The sequence below is a fragment of the Bradyrhizobium sp. HKCCYLRH2015 genome (genome assembly GCF_051168215.1).
Lineage (GTDB): Bacteria > Pseudomonadota > Alphaproteobacteria > Rhizobiales > Xanthobacteraceae > Bradyrhizobium.
Genome location: NZ_JBNPUO010000011.1, coordinates 73,788 through 92,548, shown reverse-complemented (window position 1 = coordinate 92,548; position 18,761 = coordinate 73,788). Strand labels below are relative to the sequence as shown.

At 61.3% G+C, this 18,761-nt stretch carries 18 protein-coding genes; 9 read left to right on the top strand and 9 right to left on the bottom strand.

Annotated features, from left to right (window positions below):
- Nucleotides 1-17: 17 nt before the first annotated feature.
- From ACQR1H_RS27180 to ACQR1H_RS27170, 3 genes are read left to right on the top strand one after another with little or no spacing between them, the layout of a single operon-like run.
- A complete protein-coding gene (locus tag ACQR1H_RS27180) occupies nucleotides 18-704 on the top strand; it encodes a GntR family transcriptional regulator (RefSeq protein ID WP_409997950.1) in 687 nt (228 codons plus the stop codon).
- 55 nt (nucleotides 705-759) lie between these two features.
- Nucleotides 760-1,758, top strand: coding sequence for a TRAP transporter substrate-binding protein (locus ACQR1H_RS27175; RefSeq protein WP_434908462.1), 999 nt, complete (start codon nucleotides 760-762; stop codon nucleotides 1,756-1,758).
- 59 nt (nucleotides 1,759-1,817) lie between these two features.
- Nucleotides 1,818-2,246 (top strand): TRAP transporter large permease subunit, encoded by a 429-nt coding sequence (locus ACQR1H_RS27170; protein WP_316180047.1) that lies wholly within the window; start codon nucleotides 1,818-1,820, stop codon nucleotides 2,244-2,246.
- Here ACQR1H_RS27170 and ACQR1H_RS27165 read toward each other — a convergent pair.
- Together ACQR1H_RS27165 and ACQR1H_RS27160 are read right to left on the bottom strand one after the other, a co-directional pair.
- Nucleotides 2,228-2,959: a Crp/Fnr family transcriptional regulator gene (locus ACQR1H_RS27165; protein ID WP_315803585.1), complete on the bottom strand. Its 732-nt coding sequence runs from the start codon at nucleotides 2,957-2,959 to the stop codon at nucleotides 2,228-2,230. The two genes, ACQR1H_RS27170 and ACQR1H_RS27165, sit on opposite strands and share 19 nt — an antisense overlap.
- 572 nt (nucleotides 2,960-3,531) lie before the next feature.
- The gene (locus tag ACQR1H_RS27160; protein WP_315803586.1) at nucleotides 3,532-4,245 is read right to left on the bottom strand and encodes a helix-turn-helix domain-containing protein; all 714 of its coding nucleotides are present in this window, start codon (nucleotides 4,243-4,245) and stop codon (nucleotides 3,532-3,534) included.
- Nucleotides 4,246-4,385: 140 nt separating this feature from the next.
- Between ACQR1H_RS27160 and ACQR1H_RS27155 the strand changes: the two genes are divergently transcribed.
- A complete protein-coding gene (locus tag ACQR1H_RS27155; protein ID WP_315803587.1) occupies nucleotides 4,386-4,703 on the top strand; it encodes a c-type cytochrome in 318 nt (105 codons plus the stop codon).
- 10 nt (nucleotides 4,704-4,713) lie between these two features.
- On the opposite strand, the gene ACQR1H_RS27150 is transcribed toward ACQR1H_RS27155, so the two are convergent.
- From ACQR1H_RS27150 to ACQR1H_RS27140, 3 genes are read right to left on the bottom strand one after another with little or no spacing between them, the layout of a single operon-like run.
- Nucleotides 4,714-5,814, bottom strand: coding sequence for an ABC-type transport auxiliary lipoprotein family protein (locus ACQR1H_RS27150; protein WP_316180045.1), 1,101 nt, complete (start codon nucleotides 5,812-5,814; stop codon nucleotides 4,714-4,716).
- Nucleotides 5,815-5,817: 3 nt separating this feature from the next.
- Nucleotides 5,818-6,597, bottom strand: coding sequence for an ABC transporter ATP-binding protein (locus ACQR1H_RS27145; RefSeq protein ID WP_315803589.1), 780 nt, complete (start codon nucleotides 6,595-6,597; stop codon nucleotides 5,818-5,820).
- A 2-nt stretch (nucleotides 6,598-6,599) separates the two neighbouring features.
- Nucleotides 6,600-7,736 (bottom strand): MlaE family ABC transporter permease, encoded by a 1,137-nt coding sequence (locus ACQR1H_RS27140; protein WP_315803590.1) that lies wholly within the window; start codon nucleotides 7,734-7,736, stop codon nucleotides 6,600-6,602.
- Nucleotides 7,737-7,897: 161 nt separating this feature from the next.
- Between ACQR1H_RS27140 and ACQR1H_RS27135 the strand changes: the two genes are divergently transcribed.
- Nucleotides 7,898-8,167: a hypothetical protein gene (locus tag ACQR1H_RS27135; protein ID WP_315803591.1), complete on the top strand. Its 270-nt coding sequence runs from the start codon at nucleotides 7,898-7,900 to the stop codon at nucleotides 8,165-8,167.
- Nucleotides 8,168-8,674: a phage holin family protein gene (locus tag ACQR1H_RS27130; RefSeq protein WP_434872603.1), complete on the top strand. Its 507-nt coding sequence runs from the start codon at nucleotides 8,168-8,170 to the stop codon at nucleotides 8,672-8,674.
- 38 nt (nucleotides 8,675-8,712) lie between these two features.
- On the opposite strand, the gene ACQR1H_RS27125 is transcribed toward ACQR1H_RS27130, so the two are convergent.
- Complete coding sequence (locus ACQR1H_RS27125) at nucleotides 8,713-11,406, bottom strand: bifunctional acetate--CoA ligase family protein/GNAT family N-acetyltransferase (protein ID WP_434908461.1); 2,694 nt, start codon at nucleotides 11,404-11,406, stop codon at nucleotides 8,713-8,715.
- A 252-nt stretch (nucleotides 11,407-11,658) separates the two neighbouring features.
- Between ACQR1H_RS27125 and ACQR1H_RS27120 the strand changes: the two genes are divergently transcribed.
- Both ACQR1H_RS27120 and ACQR1H_RS27115 read left to right on the top strand, forming a co-directional pair.
- Entirely contained in the window at nucleotides 11,659-12,648 is a 990-nt protein-coding gene (locus ACQR1H_RS27120) for a zinc-dependent alcohol dehydrogenase family protein (protein ID WP_434908460.1), read from the top strand.
- Nucleotides 12,649-12,670: 22 nt separating this feature from the next.
- Complete coding sequence (locus tag ACQR1H_RS27115; protein WP_434908459.1) at nucleotides 12,671-14,215, top strand: AAA family ATPase; 1,545 nt, start codon at nucleotides 12,671-12,673, stop codon at nucleotides 14,213-14,215.
- 40 nt (nucleotides 14,216-14,255) lie between these two features.
- Here ACQR1H_RS27115 and ACQR1H_RS27110 read toward each other — a convergent pair whose 3' ends face one another.
- Both ACQR1H_RS27110 and ACQR1H_RS27105 read right to left on the bottom strand, forming a co-directional pair.
- Nucleotides 14,256-15,929 carry a PHA/PHB synthase family protein gene (locus tag ACQR1H_RS27110; protein ID WP_434880468.1) on the bottom strand — a complete coding sequence of 558 codons (1,674 nt, stop codon included), beginning with the start codon at nucleotides 15,927-15,929 and terminating at the stop codon, nucleotides 14,256-14,258.
- A 206-nt stretch (nucleotides 15,930-16,135) separates the two neighbouring features.
- Nucleotides 16,136-16,498 carry a hypothetical protein gene (locus ACQR1H_RS27105; RefSeq protein WP_315803596.1) on the bottom strand — a complete coding sequence of 121 codons (363 nt, stop codon included), beginning with the start codon at nucleotides 16,496-16,498 and terminating at the stop codon, nucleotides 16,136-16,138.
- Nucleotides 16,499-16,660: 162 nt separating this feature from the next.
- On the opposite strand from ACQR1H_RS27105, the gene ACQR1H_RS27100 reads away from it, so the two are divergent.
- Nucleotides 16,661-17,389, top strand: coding sequence for a CBS domain-containing protein (locus tag ACQR1H_RS27100; RefSeq protein WP_315753506.1), 729 nt, complete (start codon nucleotides 16,661-16,663; stop codon nucleotides 17,387-17,389).
- A gap of 53 nt (nucleotides 17,390-17,442) precedes the next feature.
- Here ACQR1H_RS27100 and ACQR1H_RS27095 read toward each other — a convergent pair whose 3' ends face one another.
- A complete protein-coding gene (locus ACQR1H_RS27095; protein WP_434895925.1) occupies nucleotides 17,443-18,705 on the bottom strand; it encodes a CaiB/BaiF CoA transferase family protein in 1,263 nt (420 codons plus the stop codon).
- Between the last annotated feature and the right edge of the window lie 56 nt (nucleotides 18,706-18,761).

Below are 18,761 nucleotides of genomic sequence, written 5' to 3'. Positions count from 1 at the left end.
GGCCCGTGGTGGCCCGCATGCGCCGCAATGGTCGACCCCGCGGCGCGACAGCAGCGTCACGCATCTACACCGATCTCAGGTCGGAACTCGTGTCGCTCGTGCGCCTGCCGGGCGAACCGATTTCGGAAGCGCAGATCGCGACGGCCTATGGCGTCAGCAGGACACCGGTCCGCGAGGCCATTCTGAAGCTCTCGGACGAAGGGCTGGTCGAGATCTTTCCGCAGTCCGGCATCTTCGTCTCGCGCATTCCGGTCGCAGCACTCCCCGAGACCATCATCATCCGAAAGTCTCTCGAAGAGACCACCGCACGGCTGGCGGCCGAGCATGCAACATCGAGCCAGTTGCTCAACCTGCATGCGACCCTCGAACGTCAGCGCGAGGCCTGCGCCGCAAAGGATCGCGAAGCCTTCCACCAGGCCGACGAGATGTTTCACGCTGGCATCGCCGAGGTCGCCGGCTATCCCGGTATCTGGAAGCTGATCGTTCAGGTCAAGGTTCACGTCGACCGCTATCGCCGCCTGACCTTGCCGCAGATCGGACGGATGGCCGAAGTGATCGCAGAGCACGAACCAATCCTTCAGGCCATCGAACGGCGCGATCCGGATCGTGCCCGGGCTGCCATGGCGAGTCATCTGGAACGCCTGCTCGACGACATCTCTGAAATTCAGACCAAGAATCCAGAGTATTTCGATCAACCAAGCTAGCGAGATGATCGCATCGAACCTTGCGGCGACACGATCACTTCGGCGGAGAGACGCCATGAAAAGACGCGATTTCATCAGACTGAGCGTGGGCTTTGCGGGCGTTGCAACGCTGCCGCCGATCTCGGCCGCCCTTGCGCAATCGAAGGCGGTGTTCAAGGCATCCGACGTTCAGCCGCCGGGGTATCCGACGGTTGCAGCAACAGAAAACCTCGGCAAGAAGCTTGCGGCGGCCACCAGCGGCAGGCTGTCGATCCAGATGTATCCGTCCGCTCAGCTCGGCGGCGAGAAAGAGACCATCGAGCAGACCCAGATCGGGGCGATCCAGATGCTGCGGGTCAGCGCCGGCGCGCTCGGCCCGATCGTCGATGACGTCAACGTCGTCAACATGCCCTTCCTGTTCAAGAGCATCGAACATTCGGAAAAGATGATGGACGGTCCGATCGGTCAGGACCTTCTGGACCGCGTCAGCGCCAATGCCAGCGCAAATCTCGTCGCACTCTGCTGGATGAATTCGGGTGCGCGCAGCATCTACAATACCAAGAAGCCCATCAGGACGGTGCAGGACGTGAAGGGGCTGAAGATTCGCGTGATCGGCAATCCCATCTTCATCGACATGATGAACGCGCTCGGCGGCAACGGCGTCGCGATGGGGTACGATCAGGTCTTCAGCGCGCTGCAGACCGGCGTGATCGACGGGGCCGAGAACAATCTACCGAGCTACGTCTTCAGCAATCACTACACGGCCGCGAAGTACTATTCGCTCACCCAGCATCTCGTCATTCCAGAAGTCCTCGCGTTCTCGAAGCGCGCCTGGGCGAACCTGTCGACCGACGACCAGACCTTGATCAAGAAGTTCGCACGCGAAGCACAGATGGAGGAACGCGAACTCTGGAAGGTCTACGAGCGGGAAGCGATGGAGAAGGCCAGGGCCGCCGGCTCCGAAATCGTCGAAATCGCCGACAAGGCGCCGTTCCAGAAGGCCGTAAAGCCGGTCTGGGACAAATACGGTCCGAAGCACCAAGAACTGATTAAGCGCATTCAGGACATCGCGTAGACCGCGCGCTCGGTTCGGACGATCGGGAGGCTTACGATGGCCGGACTCCATCTCCGGCGATGGATGCGCTGCATCTCGCCTGCGTCATCGCGGGCGTGACGGCGCTCGTGCTGATCTCAGCCCTCATCCTTTGGGCGGTCTTCACGCGCCTACGTCCTGAACAGCGCGACCTTCTGGCCCGAACCGATGGCCGTCCTGTTGTACTGGCGCCACCAAGCCACAACGCCGTCCTGTACTCGCTCGCGACCGGTGGGGCGTTCTCGATCAGCGCGCTGCTCATGGCGGGTATATTCCCGGGACTGCTGCTCGGCTTCTCGCGGATCCTGCTCTGTACCGTGTTCGCCTATCGCGAAGACCATCCCCACAGCCGGCAGGTTCCAGCCAAGGATGCGGTCAAGATCACGATCGATCGCTGGCCGGATGCGGCCATCATCGGTTCAGCAGGACGCCGGAAAATGCTTCTCGGCCCCTACTCGTCCTCGTCTTGACCGGTCTCTGCCAATCCGCGTAGCGGCTCGGGATTCAGAAGAACGATCGCCCCGTGCTCGAGGCGGACCCAGTCCCGCGCGGCCCACGCACGCAATTGCTTGTTGATGCTCTCCCGCGTCATGCCGACCATTTCGCTGATCTCCTGCTGAGTGATGGCAATGGTGCGGCTCGCGGCATCCAGCTTGCGCTTGTCGGTCAGGCCGAGCAGTGCACTGGCAAGGCGGCGAGGAAGATCCTGAAGGATGACCTGCTCGACCTGGTCGCTGGTCCAGCGCAGCCGATCGCAAAGCAGCTCGATGAATTTCATTGCCAGCACCGGTTGGCTCTTCACGAACGGCAGGAATTCGCGCCGATCGATGACCAGTATCTCGCAATTCGTGTTGGCCGTTGCATCGGCTGTGCGTTCTCGTCCGTCGAGCACGGCGACCTCGCCGAATATCTCACCCGCGCTGATCAGGTTCAGGATGGCATTGCGGCCGTCGGGCGACGAGACACTGATTTTGACGGTGCCACTGATCACGGCATATAAGCTCGAGCCAGGATCGCCTTTTGAGAAGATGGTTGCACCGCGCTTGAGCGATGTCGGCTTGGCGTAGCGGCAGAGCTGATCGACCGCATCAGCCTCGAGCTCACGAAAAATCGGATGCTGACGCAGCACCGACAGTTTGCCGTTATTGGTAGGTCGGACGCTCGCCCGCTTTTCCTCAGTCACACCGCATCTCCCAGGCGTCCGAATACCGCCGCCCAAGGGAAATGTCCAAAGCTGGTGGCCAAGGCCCCGCGGATGTCAGGGGACTATGGACACGCCTACAGCCACCAGCAAAAACGATCCCTCGGACTTGCGACCACCGATCCTCGATTTCATTGCATCTCGGAATACGGCAGATCGGCGGATTGTCCAGGAAAATGCGGCGAACGCTCAACGGCGAAGCCATGTGCCAATCGACGCCGGAGGCGTTTACGCCGCCGGGACGGGCCCTGCATACATTGTGCAACGCGTGAGAGTCGTCCAGCCGCCCCGTCGGACCGGCAGCGCTACTCTTCTGAGCGCAAGATGCCGCAGCCCAAGGGCAGCCTGTCCCTCACACCCGATGCCTTGTCTGTGAATCAGCCCAAAGCAGGACCGCAGCGAACCCGACAAAAACCCCCACAACTGCAAAGCTGACCATCATAGCGTCCAGCGGCATGTCTCTCTCCCCCTGTTCGAGTTTGAGACACAGTTCCCTATCGGCTGCGCGACAGTCCTTGATCCAGATCAATGCAATGCGGATTTCGCCCGCGATGTCAGGCAGCAGCCATTGCTTCAGCTCGCGCCGAGTCCCGAAGCGAGACGCCCCCGGGCAGGATCGCGATGATGCCCTCCCGTTCGAGCTTCGTGAACGTTCGACTGACGGTCTCGATGGTGAGCCCGAGATAGTCGGCGATATCCTGCCGACTCATCGGCAACGGTACCATGTTAGAGGCCCCCCGAAGCTCCACCAGCCGATCCCTCCAGCCAACGAGGAACGTCGCGACCTTCTCCTCGGCTGATCGGCGTCCGAGAAGTACCATGTGATCACGCGCCTGATTCAGCTCCTGCACGGCCAGTTCGTTCATCCGGCGCAGCAGATTCGGCTTGTCCTCGGCAAAGCGTCCGAACGGTCCCTTCGCGAACTGGCAGACGGTGACGGGACCGATCGCGTCAGCCGAAAATCCGTGCCGTTCCTCCGTCGTCATGCCGACGAAGTCGCCGGGCAGCGCAAATCCGACGATCTGCCTGCGTCCGTCGGGGAGAAGCTTGTAGAGCCTCATGACCCCATCCAATAAATTGTAGAAGCAGGACGACGTATCTTCTTGCGCGAAAACCGTCTCGCAGGTCGCAAAATGGGCTCGGCGGCTGAGGTGCTCGAATTCGCGCATCTCAAACTGGTCGAGCGACGCACAGACACTGAATCCCCGCACGGCACAATCGGCACAGGCCTGCCCGTGGAAATCGATTGCAACAAGAGACGTCTTCATACGAGGGCTCCGGTGGGCCAAGCGCAAAGCGAATGGTTGCATTCTAACGGACGCTCGAAGTTCCGATTGATTCAAATCAAACGAACCAACAATCCGGGCCCTATCGTGGCCGCCACTCCCAACACCAATGGATATCGTGAATGCAGCGGCTTGTTCTGTGCCACCTTCTCGCCGCCACGATGTTGGCGACACCGTCATACGCAGCGTCGACAGCAGAGCAACGCGGACAGGCTTTCGCGAAGGCCCACTGCGCACGATGTCACGCCATCGGTCGAACGGGAGAGAGTCCCTTCGAACCGGCCCCTCCGTTCCGCAGCCTGCATCTCCGCTACCCGATCGAATCGTTGGGCGAAGCGCTCGCGGAGGGGATCATGACTGGTCACCCGGCCATGCCCCAATTCCAGCTCGCGCCGCCGCAGATCCACGATCTGCTCTCGTATTTGAAGAGCTTGGAATAGCCCCGTCGATTCAGAGCGCCTGTATCGTCCAGGTCAAAATCGATTTGGCAATCCGGCCGAAGGCCTCGTCGAAGGCGGACACGGCATCAGCAGGATCAAGCCGGGCAACGGGCTGGTTTTCGTCAAACAGCCGAGACGCGATGGCCTTGCCGTTCTTGTCGACGAGGCGAGCCGACAGGCCGATCTCCACCGCGGCGGTATCGGCATTGATCCGGAAACGGCGGACATCGATCAGCAGCTGAAAATCCGGCTGGCCCAGATCGGATGTCCGCAGCGGAGCGTGGGCCACATCGTAATTCTCGAAGGCATCGATCAGACGTGATTGCAACAACTTGGGGATGCTGTCAGCCCACAGGAAATCACCGAACCCCGGGTAATCCTTTGTTGGCGTGAATAGCATGCGCTGAGTCTGCAGCATCGCCACGGCCGTGGGCTCAGGTATCGCAAGCTGCCCCTTGATGGTCTTGTTGACCGGCCCCAGTTCTCGCGGCGCGCTCAGATCATAGGTGACTTTCTGTGCTGGAGCACCGCCTCCCGTCATTTTCTCCAGACCCGAGACGATTCCATCGAGCTTGCCGGTATTCCGCGCAAGGCCGTCTGAGAATGTCTTGAGGTTGGCGATCGTATCTTTGAGCGGCCCTGCATTCTCCGCAAGAACTGCATCGACACGCCGCAGGGCGTCCCGGGCGGCCTGCGTCATGCTTTGTCCGGCGCCCGGTTCTGCAATCAAGGTCGATACGGCACTCGCCGCTCCTGCCGACGCGCCACCCTCCAGCGCGATCACCGGCACTCCTGTCAGCCCCTGAAATTCCAACCCTACTTTGGTGTCGGCGCGCACGGGAGTCGTCGACGCCACGGAAATCGTTGCGTTGACCCGACGCGGATCGTTCGCCGCCAGACCGAGCTCGGTCACCTCGCCGACCCGGATTCCATTGAACAGAACGGCAGCCCCGACCAGCAGGCCGGGCACCGAGCCCTCGAACTGCACGTGATAGGTCGTGCGAGGACCGAGTCCTCCGGTGTTGTTGAGCCAGTAAACGAAGCCAAAGATTGCGACGATGGCCGCCAGCACGAAGCCGCCGATGACAGCGAAGGGTGCACGGGTTTCCATCTTTCAACTCGCTTTTGGTTGCAGCATCTGGGATCGCTTGCCGTGAAAATAGGCTTTGACCCATGGATGTTCTGATCGGAGGAGGTCGCTCATAGGACCAATCGCCACGATCCTGCCATCGGCCAACGCAGCGACACGGTCGCAGACCGTGTTGAGGCTGGCGAGGTCATGGGTCACCATAAACACCGTCAATCCCAACGTCAGCTGGAGCGTCTTGATCAGGGCATCGAAGTCGCCGGCGGAAATCGGATCGAGGCCGGAGGTCGGCTCGTCAAGAAATACGATCGCCGGATCGAGAGCGAGGGCGCGCGCCAGCGCCGCGCGCTTCGTCATGCCACCGGATAGCTCGGCTGGGAATTTATCACCGTCCTCTGCGCGAAGGCCGACCATTTCGAGCTTGGCTATCGCGATCTCATCCATCAACTCCTGCGACATCTGCAGGCTCTCGCGCAGCGGAAACTGAACGTTCTGCTTGACCGTCAGTGACGAGAACAGAGCTCCCTGCTGGAACAGAATTCCCCAGCGCTTCGCTGCCGCCTGCGTCGTCCGCTCCTCGGCGCTCCCAAGGGTTGTCCCCATGACCTCGATAGACCCGCTGCGCCGAGGAATGAGCCCGATGATCGTCCGCATCAGGACGGATTTTCCGCCGCCTGACGCGCCTACCAACCCGAGAATCTCACCGCGACGAACGTCGAGCGAAAGATCGTTCAGAACGAGCTGCCGGCCAAACCCGACAACGAGATCGGTCACGCGGATCGCGCTGGACACGCCAAGATCATCCATTGCTACATTCCAATGGACGCAAAGAACACGGCGAAAAGACCATCGAGCACGATGACCAGGAAAATGGATTTCACCACGGATGTCGTAGTCTGTTGCCCCAGCGATTCGGCACTACCTTTCACACGAAGTCCCTCACTGCAGGCAACAATGCCGATCACCAAGGCCATGAACGGCGCCTTCAATATTCCCACTTCGAAGTGCGTCACCGAGATGGCATCGTGTAACCGGGCGATGAAGATTGCCGGTCCCATGCCGCCATAGAGCTGGGCCACCAGCCCTCCTCCATACAGGCCAGCCATCGAGCCAATGAAGGCGAGAATTGGCAAGGTCAAGATCAACGCAACGATACGGGGCAGGATCAGCACCTCGACAGGATCAAGTCCCATCGTCACCAGCGCATCGATCTCCTCGCGCATCTTCATCGATCCAAGCTCGGCCGTGTAGGCGCTTCCCGACCGTCCTGCCACCATGATCGCGACGATCAGAACGCCAAGCTCGCGCAGGACCAGAATTCCGACCATGTCGACGACGTAAGACTCGGCACCGAAACGTCGAAAATGGAAGATCCCCTGCTGGGCAATGATGGCGCCGATCAGGAAAGTGATCAACACCACGATTGGAATGGCCTGCCATCCGATGCGGTACATCTGATAGACGAGGGAGGTCACGCGCAGAGATCGCGGCCGGCGCAGCGTCCGCAGCAGCGCAAAGAACAGCGCGGCCAACATGTCCAGAAACACCTTGATATCCTGGGCGGCCCCCAGACTCGAACGACCGAGGTCGGTGAGTTTGGCAAGGATCGGGTTCAGTCTCGGTGCCGGCGCGACGGCTCGTCGATTGACCTGCCGGACCTCCTCGACGAGGCCGATGTAGTTTTCTGCCACCCCGGTCGTCTCGACCCGCCGACCGCCAACAGCAGCCCGGCGGCCGAGCTTCTCAAGCAACCAAGCACCCACGGTATCGATTTCGCTGACGGCTCCAAGATCAAGCTTCACCGCAGTCGCGCTGTTGATGCTGTTGCCGACAGAGCTGGTCAAGCTCTCGAGCTCTGCCACGTTCAGGGACACCCATGATCCGCTCGGACGAAGCTCGAGCACATCCTCCGTCGTCGCGGCGGTCAGTCCCGGATGAGCACGCAATTGGATGTCTCCCTCAGTCGGCGTGCCGAGGCACACCCGTTCCTAAATCGCGCCGATCTGCCTCGCTTGATCTGCGTCAATCCCGTCAGCGCAACGGGTTGAGCGAAATCAAGCATCGTGCCGAGCTACGTTCTACAGTGATTTTGACCCGAGGACAAAACATGGCCATCGACCCGACGACGCTCCGGACCGAGTTGGAGAGCCTGACGCGCGAGCTAAGCCAGCTGTTGCGGGGCGCGGGTGCGCCGCGTGACAACCCGGACGCGCAACCAGCTGCCGGAATGCTCGCTGCAGCGATCGAGGGGCTAGACATGCGTCTAAGTGAGACCGACGTTCAGGTGGAGCGGATGATCAGGGATCGTCCGATCGCGGCGACAGCTTCGGCCTTCGCCTTCGGGCTCGCGGTTGGCCTCCTGCTGCGGAGAACTTAAGTGGATACCGAAAATGTCGTTAAACATTTGCGCCTTCTCTGGCGGACGGACCGGGTCATTGCCGACATCAGGCTCCGGCATCTGCTCGTCGGACTCGGCCTCCGGGCCTTTGCGGCGCTGATCGCCGTCTTTGGCCTCCTGATGTTCGAGCTGGCGGCCTATCTTGCGTTGGTCCAGATCACCTCTGCGGTCGTGGCAGCCGCAGCACTCGGAGCCTGCAATATCGCGATTGCGGCGATCCTCCTGATCATCGCATCCCGTGCACCGTCCGGCCGGGAACTCGAACTAGCCAACGAGATTCACTCCTCGGCGATGGACTCGCTGCAGTTGGAAGCACGAGCTTTGCAGTCCCGGATATCGAGCGTGGTCAACCATCCGATCAACAGCCTCATTCCGCTGCTCATCGTTCCCATTGCGACGATGATCATCAGAACTCTCCGCTCGCATGGCGCCTCCGAAGGCGAGGCGGCGAGGCCACCGTCCAATGACGACCACCATCCGACCTGAACCGATGGATCCGGTGAGAGGACACCAAACACCTAAGCTTAGAGCCTGAGTTTGACATTGCAAAGGTCGCGCTCGGTTGGATCGGTTCTGACCTCGAAACCGAGGTTCCTACACATCTCCAGCATGACGACATTCTCCTGCAGGACGTCACCGGAGATCATCTTCAGGCCCTCCGACTTGGCATATTCGATGATCAGCTGCATCAATGCCCAGCCGAGTCCGCGTCCCTTGAGATCCGACCGCAACAGGATTGCGTACTCCCCGCTCTCGTAAACCGAGTCGGAGTGAATCCTCACGACGCCGACCAGTTCGTTTGTCGCTTCATCGAGCGCCACAAAAGCCATCGCGCGCGCATAGTCGAGCTGCGTCAGGCGCGCGATGAACTCGTGCGTGAACTCCTTCATGGGGGCAAAGAATCGAAGACGCAGGTCTTCCGGAGTGACATGCTTGAGGAACTCATGAATGGTTGGCTCATCCTCGGGTCGGATCGGCCGCGCAAGGATCCGCCAGCCGTCCTTGACCTGGAGATGCCGTTCCCATTGGCTCGGATAGGGCCGAACGGCGAAATTCGACGGACCAGAGCCTTTGAATTTCGGCGGAACCCTGCCGACGGCGACGCGCGCATCGACGGCCATGACGCCGCTCTCGTCGGCGAGCAGCGGATTGATATCGAGTTCGCGAATCTCGGGAACGTCTGCTGCAAGCTGCGCAAGCTTGACCAGCACCAGTGCGACTGCATCGGGCTTGACCGCGGGGACATCACGATAAGCGCGCAGCAATCGTGAGACGCGCGTCCGCTCGATGAGGTTTCGCGCCAGATGGAGATCGAGCGGAGGCAGACCGAGCGCCTTGTCGTTGATGATCTCGACGGCGGTACCGCCCCTGCCGAACACGATCACGGTTCCGAAGATCGGATCGTCGGCAATGCCCATGATCAGCTCCCGCGCCTTGGCGCGGACGATCATGGCTTGCACGATCACGCCGGAAATCCGTGCGTCGGGCCGAAGGGCCTTCGCGCGGGCCATGATCTCGTTCGCCGCGTTACGCACGGCCTCGGCCGTGGTGAGATTGAGCACGACACCGCCGACGTCGGATTTGTGAATGATATCTCTCGACAGAATCTTGAGAACGACAGTTGTGCCTTGAGCGAACAACTGTTCCGCATACCCGACCGCCTCGTCGACCGCGGACGCAGCGAACGTCGGCACCATCGCAATATCGTAGGCCTCCAGCAGGTGGCTGATCTCGACCGGATCGAGCCAGGCCCGCCCGTCGGCGAGGGCTGTCGCTACGATTCTGCGGGCGGCCTCGACGTCGGGCGCAAAAGAGCTCGGCATGGCCGGCGGGACAGCGGCGAGCGATTCGACCACCTCCCGATGACGAACGAGATGCATGAAGCCGCGAACGGCATCATCCTCGGTCGGGTAGTTTGGAATTCCTGCCCCGCTCAAGGTCTCGATGACCGGCTGCTCCGCACCGACCCATGCCGCCAGAACCGGCTTTGCCCAGCGCCGGTGCTGCTTTCGATAGGTACTGACGAACTCGGTGACAGCCGTGGCAATGGCGCTCGCGGATGCAATCGCGGTCTGAACGTTCATGACGAGAATTGCATCGTTGGCTTGATCGGCGAGCAGCGCTTCGAGCGCGAGCGTGTAGCGTGCGGCATCGGCATCGCCGACGATGTCGACCGGGTTGGATCCGGACCAGGTCGGCGGCAGGATGGCGTCAAGTTTGTCGTGGACGACCGGCGAAAGTGCGGCAGGCACGCCTCCGAGCTCGACCAGTCGATCCACCGCCAGCACGCCGATCCCGCCGCCATTCGTGAGAATGGCTAGCCTCTTCCCCATAGGCGACTCCACCCGCCCCAGCGTTTCGGCGCAGTCGAACAACTCGCGCAGATCGGAGACCCGCAGAACGCCGGCCCGGCGAAAAGCCGCATCGTAGACGGCATCCGCTCCCGCCAGCGCGCCCGTATGCGTCGCCGCAGCTTGCGCACCGACGGCACCGCGGCCCGACTTCACGACCACAACCGGCTTGACCCTCGCCGCCGCTCGCGCCGCGGACATGAACTTTCGCGCGTCCTTGACGGCTTCGATGTAGAGCAGGATCGCGCGGGTCCCACCGTCCAACGCGAAGTGGTCCAGAAGATCTGCGAGGTCGACGTCCAACTGATCGCCGATCGAGACGATTCCAGAAAACCCAACACCGCGCTGAGCAGCCCAATCTACCATCCCCGCCGCAATAGCGCCGGACTGGGAGATGAGCGCCAGGCTCCCTGCAACCGGCATGTGCGCCGAAAAGCTCGCATTGAGCTTGATGGTCGGCATCATGATGCCGAGACAGTTCGGCCCAATGAGACGCATGCCGTATTTCTGCGCCGCCTTCTCGGCCTGATCGGCGAGCGACCCCTCACCGTGCCCGAGACCCGAGGTAATGATCAGAGCCCCTGCCGTTCCCAACGCCCCTGCGCGCTCAATGAGATCCGGGATCGAGGGGGGCGGCGTCGTGATCACAACCAGTTCCGGCACGAACGCCAGTTCGGCGAGGCTGCCAACGGCTGCGATATTGGATATTTCCCGATAGCGAGAATTGACAAGGCCAAGCTTGCCCTCGAACCGCGCCTTGACGATATTGTCGAGAATGGCCTTCCCTACCGAGTTCGGTCGCGGACTTCCTCCGATCAGAGCGATGGAGCGTGGCAAAAGCAGGTTCCGCAATCGGTAGGTCGACATTTGCACGTCCAACATCAGTTGGTGAAAGGCGGGTGAATCCCGGCGATTGATCTTAGTTTCAATCCGCAGCCGGTCTAGCGCGACTTATCATCCCAGCATAGTGACAGATGCAACCGCTCCGTTCCCTGACTGCGCCTGCCGGCTCTGCTCGGTAGGCCGCAATATTCGGACCAAGTCCTTGATGAGTATCAAACGATCGCCGGGCTGATTATTATCTTAATGCCCTGCAAAGTCGTCCGGGAGGCATCTCCGATGCGAGCGATGGTTCTGCGAAAGCCTGGAGCGCCTCTGCAGCCCGAGACACTCGCGGACCCCAATCCCGGTCCCGGTGAGATCCGCGTCAAGATCAGGGCATGCGGCGTGTGTCGCACTGACCTGCATGTGTGCGACGGTGAGCTTCCCGACATCCGGTATCCGATCATCCCCGGACACGAGATCGTCGGTCACGTCGATCAGATTGGTCCTGGTGTGACGACGCACAGACTGGGCGAACGCGTCGGAATTCCATGGCTGGGGCATACATGCGGCCATTGCACGTTCTGCGCACGTGGTATGGAAAATCTCTGCGACCAGCCGACGTTTACCGGCTATACGCGCGATGGCGGCTATGCGACCCACACCGTCGTCGACGCAATTTATGCATTCCCGCTCGATGGTCTGGAGGATGACGTCGCCACCGCACCGCTGTTGTGCGCCGGCTTGATCGGCTGGCGATCCCTGGTCATGGCAGGGAAAGCCGAGAGGCTTGGCATCTACGGATTCGGGGCGGCCGGTCACATCGTTGCCCAGGTGGCCCGCTGGCAGGGGCGCCAGATCTATGCGTTCACCCGCGAGCACGACGAGGCTGCGCAGGATCTGGCTCGCCAACTTGGCGCCACATGGGCCGGAGCGGCAGGCCAGCGTCCCGATGTCGCTCTGGACGCGGCCATCATCTACGCGGCAGCGGGCGAGCTTGTTCCGGCCGCTCTGCGGGCTGTTCGGAAGGGGGGCCGGGTGGTCTGCGCAGGTATCCATATGAGCGACATTCCGACGTTTCCCTATTCTCTTCTCTGGGGAGAACGCCAAGTGGTGTCCGTCGCCAACCTGACGCGACAGGACGGTCTCGATTTCCTGCAGGTCGCGCAGCAGGCTCAGATACGGACCCATACGACGCCCTATCCGCTGTCCGACGCAAATGACGTTCTGGCCCGCCTGAGGCGGGGTGACGTCGTCGGCGCGGCGGTGCTTATCCCGGACTTTTGAAGTGAATGTGGTAACCCCGCCCATGGCATCACCATCCGATCAGGAACTGGTCTTCTCCTTCTTGGGCAATACCACCCGACATCCAGGTGTCCGCCGGATCGACACGCACGCGGCTTCAGTGTTTCTGATCGGCGACCGCGCTCTGAAGATCAAGCGCGCCGTTCGGCTGCCATTTCTGGACTATTCGACGCTCGATCGGCGCAAGGCAGCGTGCGCGAAGGAAATGGAGATGAATCACCCGTTTGCTCCAGACATCTATCGGCGTGTCATCGCCATCACCAAGGCGCCAGACGGATCATTCGAAGTCGATGGATCCGGCACTCCTGTCGAATATGCCGTCGAGATGCGTCGCTTCGATGACAGCCGGACACTCGATCACCTCGCTCGCCACCAGCAATTGGAGATCGGCTTGGGCGAACGTCTGGCGGAGACGATCGCGGCGTCGCATGCCGTGGCCACCCGGATGCCGTCCAACGCGTGGACGCAGTCGCTTCCAGTCTGGATCGACGCGTTCGTCGCCAGCTTTCGAAACGTCCCACTATTTGACGCTACGCAGATCGAAGAACTCCGCGCTCTTTGCCACTCGGCCTTCACACGGCTCTGTCCCCTGCTCGAGCAACGCGCAAAAGAGGGGCACGTGAAGCGCTGCCACGGCGACCTCCATCTCGCAAATATCGTTCTCATCGACGACAAGCCGGTGCTGTTTGACGCCATCGAGTTCGACGACCGGATAGCCACGATCGACGTCCTCTACGATCTCGCGTTTCCATTGATGGACCTCTTGCACTTCGGGCAGTCGATCGCCGCCAACCATCTCTTGAATCGCTACCTCTCGATCGCTGCGCCCGACCAGACCGGTGGATTGGCTGCTCTGCCTCTGTTCATGGCGATCCGGGCCGCTATCCGTGCGCAAGTCTTTCTTGCAAGGCTCGACCGCAGTGATGCCGAACACTCGGAGGCAGACCGCTCTGCGACCATCGGGATCGCAGAGAGCTACTTCCAACTTGCGCGCAGCCTCATTCGGCCGGCGGAGCCGAGGGTGGTCGCCGTCGGCGGATTATCGGGAACGGGAAAATCTGCGCTCGCCCGGGCTCTGGCTCCCCTCTTGGCTCCTCCACCGGGAGCAATCGTGTTGCGCAGCGACGTGCTGCGCAAGCAACTATCCGGCGTGAAGGAAACCGAACGCCTCCCAGCTGCGGCCTATACGCCGGCATCGAGTGCACAGGTCTATCGAGAGTTGACGACGCAGGCCGGCCGCGTGCTCTCACAAGGCTTCACGGTGATCGTCGACGCCGTGTTTGCACGTTCGGATGAACGACAGGCGATCCATGATCTCGCGAACCGGCTGAAGGTGCCCTTTGCCGGCCTCTTCCTCGTCGCAGATTTGCGCAGCCGGCAGGAGCGGATCCACCATCGAGTCGACGATGCGTCCGATGCAACGGTTGGAATTGCCGAAGATCAGGAACGCTACGACATCGGCGCCCTGGATTGGCTCCGGGTGGATGCGTCGGGCACGGCCGAGACGACACTGGAACGAAGCCGATCATTGCTCCGGATCGGCACCTGAGTCCGGTGGAATAACGCTGCCTGACCGCCACAAGCGGCGACTACGTGTGCACGTAGTCGCCCGGCGCGTCTCCGAGATCATTTGAACGATCTGCCCCGAGTTGCGGCGGCGCGCCCGGTGCACCCGACTGCTGTCCAAGCCACGCCGTCCACGCCGGCCACCATGACCCCTCCAGTTTTGGCGAGGTGCTCTGCCACTCGTCCGGCCCGAGATATGGCGCGTCGGCTGCCTTGGTCCGCATCTGATGGGAGCGCCCCTGCTCGCCCGGCGGCGCCACGATGCCGGCATTGTGGCCGCCGCTCGCAAGCACGAAAGTGACGTCGGCATCAACTTCGTAGTGGACCTTGTAAGTCGACTTCCAGGGCGCAACGTGATCACGCAGGGTCCCGACCACGAACATCGGCGTGTGGATGTCCGAGAGCGAAACGGGTTTCCCCTCGACCCGATATCGCCCCTCGGCGAGATCGTTGTTCAGGAACAGCTTGCGCAGATACTCGGAGTGCATCCGATACGGCAGCCGCGTCGCATCTGCGTTCCATGCCATCAAGTCGCTCGGATTCGCGCGCTCACCGAGAAGATAGTCGCGCGAGACACGCGACCAGATCAGATCGTTGGAGCGCAGCAATTGAAATGCGCCCGCCATCTGCGTGGTGTCGAGATATCCACGCTCCCACATCATGTCTTCGAGAAAGGCGACCTGGCTTTCATTGATGAAGAGCGTCAGCTCTCCCGCTTCGGTGAAATCGGTCTGCGCCGCAAACAGCGTGATCGTCTTCAGACGCTGGTCACCGTCCCGTGCCATGGCCGCCGCCGTGATCGAAAGAAGCGTTCCGCCGAGACAATAGCCTGCGGCATGAACCGGCGTATTCGGAATGATCGTTCCGATCATCTCCAGGGCCGCCATGACGCCCAGCGAGCGGTAGTCGTCAAACGCAAGATCCCGGTCTTCCGCGCCGGGGTTTCGCCAGGAGATCATGAAAACCGTAAAGCCTTGGTCGGTCAGGTATCGGACCAGCGAATTGTGCGGCGATAGATCCAGGATGTAATATTTCATGATCCAAGCCGGTACGATCAGGACCGGCTCTGGTCGCACCTTCTCGGTCGTCGGCAGGTATTGAATCAGCTCAATCAACTGATTGCGAAGCACAACCTTGCCCGGTGCGGTCGCGACGGTCTTGCCGGCGACGAACTCACCATTGCTCGATATCTTTCCGGGCTGCATTACCTGCATGATATCGGCGAGCCAGTTCTGCCAGCCGAAGATCAGGTTCTCGCCACCGCTTTGAAACGTCTTTTCCAAGACTTCCGGGTTGGTCGCGGCAAAGTTCGATGGTGCGAAGATGTCGAGCAGTTGACGAATTGAAAAGTCGACGACGGCTTCGTTGGCGGGGTCGACACCACGAATGCCGGTCGTCGCCTTGTGCCACCAATCTTCCCCGAGCAGGAACGCCTGGGCGAACAAGTTGAACGGGTACGTCGCCCATTGCGGCGTGGAAAAGCGATGATCGTTCGCCTGCGGTTTGATCAGGTCCCAAGGACCACGATTCGGGTCTGCAAAATGCAGGGACCGTTCAGCGACCTGCTTTGCGCCGTACCAGGCATCTCGAACGATTTCGATCTGGCGCTGAGGTGCTGCGGCCAGATGACAAGCCCAATCCAGATACGCCATTGATAGAGCGGCCGGGGAAATTCCGCCGGTGAGCCGAGCCAGCATCGCGCTGAAGGCCTTGTCCAGCTCGTGATCCTCGCGCCGAAGCTCCCCGGAGTTCGCGTCGGCTTCGCGGGAGAGCAGCTTTGCGTCGGATGCGGCGAGCGCAGCAGCCGGCTTCAAAGAGGTCCCTGCAGAGACAACGGCACTGCTTCGGTCGTTGTCGGTCGTTCCTTCGCGTTCCCGTTCGGGACGCGACACACCCGCACTCTTCAGTTTCGCCACCGTTGCCCCATAAGATTCACGCTGGCATCAATCAGGCGCTGCCCGTGTTTGAAAAGTCGATCGCAATCACGCCTGACGAAATCAATCTGATGCCGTCCACATTCCTGAACCATCGCCTGGATTCCCGTCACGGAATGCACGCCGGCCAGCTTCGACACGAACTCGGCCAGCAGATGCGTCTCCGTACGCGCGCGATCCAGCACTTCGTTGCTGGCAAACAGAATCTCCTCCATGATGATCTGCTGGGAGCCAACGAGCAGCTCAAGTGCGTGCTTGTTGGAGAGAGCGACACGTTCGGACAGTTCGGCCGTTTCGTCGGCCAGGATCTTGGTCCCGGAGAACTCGGACATGGGCACCTCTCCTCTCGCTGGATTAGAAGGCCGTATAGCTGCAATTCAAAGCCAAGACCTTGAGCTGCGTCAATGACGGCGGCGGCACCTGCTTTGACCTGCGTCAATTCAAGACCGTGGCAGCGGGTTACTTTTTCTTAGCTTTTGACATTGGAGTTCGCCATGCGCGCCCATCAGATCATGACCCGCCCCGTCATCACCGTCACCCCTGACACTTCCATCGTGGATGCGGCAAATATCATGCTTCAACGGCACGTCAGCGGCCTTCCAGTGGTCGATCCCGGCGGAAAGCTGGTGGGCGTCGTCTCGGAAGGCGATTTCATCCGCCGAACGGAGATCGGCACCGGGCGAAAGCGCGGCCGCTGGCTGCGATTCATTCTCGGGCCCGGAAAGTCGGCGGCCGACTTCGTCCACGAGCATGGTCGCAAAGTGTCAGAGGTGATGACCAAGTCTCCCTTGACGATCACCGAGGACGCCGCGCTGGCTGAGATCGTGGAACTGATGGAAAAGAACCACGTGAAACGGTTGCCCGTGGTCAAGGGAGACCGAGTGATCGGCATCGTGTCACGGGCGAACCTGCTGCAAGCGGTCGCCGCGCTCGGGCGGCAGGTTCCGGATCCAACGGCCGACGACGATCACATCCGCAACCGTGTGATCGACGCCCTCGAGAAGAACGACTGGTGCCCGTTCGGATTGTCCGTCATCGTTAAGGACGGCATCGTTCATCTGAGCGGCGTCATTACCGAGGAGCGGTCGCGGCAGGCGGCAATCGTTGCCACCGAGAACATCTCTGGCGTCAAGAAGGTGCATGATCATCTGTGCTGGGTCGACACCATGTCGGGCATGTATCTGAACTCACCGGAAGACGATGAAATGGCCAAAGCCGGCTGATGGCTGCTGAGGACGCTGCCGCTCCTCCGTGTCCGGCAACAGTGACGATGCCCTCAGGCTCCCGGATTATTGCGTCCGAACGTCCCTACCCGACGCAGGGCTTCGATCTCCTGCTCGGTGTACCCAAGCCTGTGGCGCAGGATTGCGGCCGTATGCTCACCGAGCCGCGGCGCCGCCGTCGGCTCGACGGTTGGTGTGAGCTTCATGGTGATTGCAGGCTCGACGTTGGGTATCGAGCCTGCTGTCGGGTGCGGAATACGACAGGTGCGGTCGCGCATCCGGACCTCGGCCGCGTTGAACGCCTGCTCGACCGTTCGAACGCGTCCAACCGGAACTCCAGCTTGGTTCATCCGGGATATCCAGACATCCATCCGTTCCGTGGCAAGGATGTCGGCGATGAGGCCGCGCAGTTGCGCACGGTTGACCCATCTCGCCCTTCGCGTGGCAAAGCGAGGATCGCTCAGGAGATCCGGACGACCAAGCACCTCAGTCGACAGCCGGCGGTAGAGCCGATCGTTGGCACATGCGATGTAGAGCGGGCCATCTGACGCTTCAAAGACGCCGACCGTCGGAGAGTCGTTCGGCGAATTTCCCGTTCGCGTGGGGTTCACGCCATTCATCAAATACGCCATTCCGGAGAAGCCTGTCATCGCCAACGCGATGTCAAACAGCGCCACCTCGACGTGCTGCCCGCGACCGAGCCGCTGCCGGGCGGCAAGTGCCAACAGGATGGCATTGCAGGCGGACATGCCGGTGGCCAGATCAACGATCGGAGGACCGGTCCGCACCGGCGGACCGTCGGCGAAACCGTTGAGGGACATGAACCCGCTTTCGGCCTGGGTGATCGGATCGAACCCTGATCGCCACGCGAATGGACCGGAGCGTCCGTAAGCCGAGATCGAGCAATAGATCAGCCCGGGATTGGTGCTGGACAATGCCTGATAGTCCAGCCCGAACTTCTCCATGACGGACGACGAGAAATTCTCCACGACGATGTCGGCCTTGGCGATCAGCGCACGCGCGACGTCTCTGGCCTGCGGGATCGTGAGATCCAACACCATGCCGCGCTTGTTCCGATTGAGGCTGAGGAACGCAGCGCTCTCTCCGCCGAGCTCGGCGTGCTCGTATGCCCGGGTATCGTCCCCCGTGAGCGGCTGCTCGATCTTGATCACCTCGGCGCCGAAATCGGCCAGCGTCTGTGTGCACGCGGGCCCTGCGACGACACGTGTGAAGTCGATCACCAGCAGACCAGCCAGCGCGGTCGGCGCGTCAGGCGACCGTGGCGCACGCTCTGGCAGGATGACCTCGGCCGGCATCCCAGAGTCCTTCCCGCGGCTTTGATCGTCTGAAGCGATCTTCCATTCACTGCCGG